Origin of the sequence: Halomonas sp. (assembly GCF_041689495.1) — a bacterium.
Taxonomy (GTDB): domain Bacteria; phylum Pseudomonadota; class Gammaproteobacteria; order Pseudomonadales; family Halomonadaceae; genus Halomonas.
Map to the genome: position 1 here is coordinate 1 of NZ_JBDNGD010000524.1, position 2,192 is coordinate 2,192.

At 58.4% G+C, this 2,192-nt stretch carries 2 protein-coding genes; one reads left to right on the top strand and one right to left on the bottom strand.

What is annotated here, in order from left to right:
- Positions 1 to 160: 160 nt before the first annotated feature.
- Entirely contained in the window at positions 161 to 1,177 is a 1,017-nt protein-coding gene (locus tag ACESMD_RS15475; protein WP_372614725.1) for a hypothetical protein, read from the top strand.
- 285 nt (positions 1,178 to 1,462) lie between these two features.
- Here ACESMD_RS15475 and ACESMD_RS15480 read toward each other — a convergent pair whose 3' ends face one another.
- The gene (locus tag ACESMD_RS15480) at positions 1,463 to 1,972 is read right to left on the bottom strand and encodes a tetratricopeptide repeat protein (RefSeq protein WP_372614728.1); all 510 of its coding nucleotides are present in this window, start codon (positions 1,970 to 1,972) and stop codon (positions 1,463 to 1,465) included.
- Positions 1,973 to 2,192: the final 220 nt, after the last annotated feature.

The following is a 2,192-nucleotide window of genomic DNA, read 5'->3' on the forward strand; positions in this document are numbered from 1 at the left end:
TCTGCCGCGACCAACAACCTTCGCTGGCGCTCGTCAAGCGCATCGCGCATTACTTCCCAGCGTTGACCAATGTGTAAATTAGTTACCATGCGTCAGAGAATATCCGATTACAAAATATTGCACAACTTATTTGTTAACGCTACCTTAGCGTATCAAGGACGTGACCGACCTGGATGGATACCGTGATGAGTTCAGGGGCGTTCCGTTTGAGGAAGGGATGCGCCTCTATCAGACCTTGTTCGATTCACATGAGAGCTATGAGATTGAGGTAGATGCTTTCGATGAAGCGGCGGATCGAGCACCTGGCTCGTTACTGATGGGGATGGCCCCGTTCAAGGGCCATATGGCTGAAGTCGAAGGGTTGATGGGAGAGTCGGAGCCGGTTGATCTGGATCTGCCGGAGGCAGCCTTGAGGAAGGCTCGTTCTAAGGGACTTATCACGGGGGATGAGGGTTCGGTTGGGCCAAAGCTTCCAGAAGAGCTGATGGGGCTGGTCCAGCGCATGGTGAGCGGTGCCCAAGAGGCGATCGGTGATTTTCCAGAGGCATACCAGGAGGCGGTCTGGGATGAACTGGTGAGGTGGGATGGATTGCCCTCTCAGTTATCGAGGGTGGCGGTCGGTGCTCACGGTGGCCCTGTCGGGCAGCGAGTCGCACAAACGGCTCAAGACGAGGCGGATAGCTACGTCCCTGGAAGCGAATACGGCCCTCCTCACTTCGAGCCACCACTGGAGCTTCACTTCCGCTATCATGGCTCAAAGGACAGCTATCCGAAACAGCGGCGAGTGGCTGTCCATCACATCGTTGGCGTTCATCAGGTGTACTTGAAGAGCCGATGCCTGGATAGCAACGAGGAGCGCTCATTTCTTGGGGACCGTATCGACGGTGAGATCCTCAACACCCAGACCGGCGAACTGATTTCGATTGATGCGGACACCACCTCCCAGCAGCTACGCGAAGCACTCCGAGCTAGGCGTACTACTGACGCCCCTTCCGGTGTGGCGCCTAGACGCAAACCAGAAGCCCCTGATGCTCCATCGTCATCGTCTGCCTATGCCGGTAGTGCTCACGAGAAGTCGGCTGGTCATAGCGTAAAGCCGAGCCTCCCGTGGTATCGGCGTCCGGGCACTTGGGGGGCGATCATCGCGATCATCATTTTGTGGACCATGTTCCGGTAGCTGAGCATTCCCCCTACACCACCGCCGACACCTGCCACACCGGGGCGACCCGATCACGTCGCCAGGCCCGCCTGCTGCTGACTCTGGATCACTACCGGAAACGGACAATACTGACAAACCGGACGCACCGGACGCACCGGACGCGAGGTCCGAAGCGAAACCATCGCCAGATTGCCCAGAGAGGCCGCAGGAGCGGCGACAGCCGAGGGCCTGGGGTAGCACTTCCGTAGCCTGGTGGGCGCCCTACGCAAGTCTGAGTAGCCCAGCCGATAGCCACCTACCCGGTCAGGGCCAGGTCTTGGTGTCGCTAGAGGTTGGGAGAGGAGTGCCTACCTGCCACTCTGAAGTTAGCCGCTGCGCCTCGGTGACCTGCTCCCGGGAAAAGTCTTCGAGGATGAGGTCGCGTAACTCTCTGGCTTGCTCAACACCTTGAGCCGCTGCCAAAGACGCCAGTATGTAAGCCATCACGCGGTCCTGACGGACTCCTTCGTCTTTGTAGTACTGGATCCCGAGGAGGGCCTGGGCCGCGGCATCTCCCTGCTCGGCGGCGCGGCGATACCACTTAGCGGCTTCGACATAGCTTTGAGGAACACCCTGACCGCTGTCGTACAGAAAGCCCAGCTTGTATTGGCCGCTGGAAAGGCCTTCTTCTGCTATTGGCCTGAGGTTTTCGGCCGCAGCGGCGTAATCTCCCCTCGCGTATGCTTCATCAGCAGCGGAAAGGGATTGGCCGAGTGCGGATCCTGTTGTGAAGGTCAGCGAAGCAATGATCAGGAGAGTGCTGGGTAAGCGCATGATAGAGATTCTTGTCCGTTTCATGAGATGCCACCATCCTGAGCACCTCAGGAGCGGTCAACGGCAGCGTCAGACCCATTACTGAGGCCGTAAGGGTCTACCTCACCGGCCAGGGGGTGGCCTTGTTGGGATGCTAAGGCGTGGCCACCTGCTTACAGGCCAGAACAGGCGCCAGCTACCGCTTTCGATTTGGATGGGACCTTGGATGGGAAAAAGAAAA

What these genes read in the sequence shown, in the direction of transcription:
- ACESMD_RS15480 (WP_372614728.1), bottom strand. Translation starts at nt 1,972, where the DNA reads ATGCGCTTACCCAGCACTCTCCTGATCATTGCTTCGCTGACCTTCACA.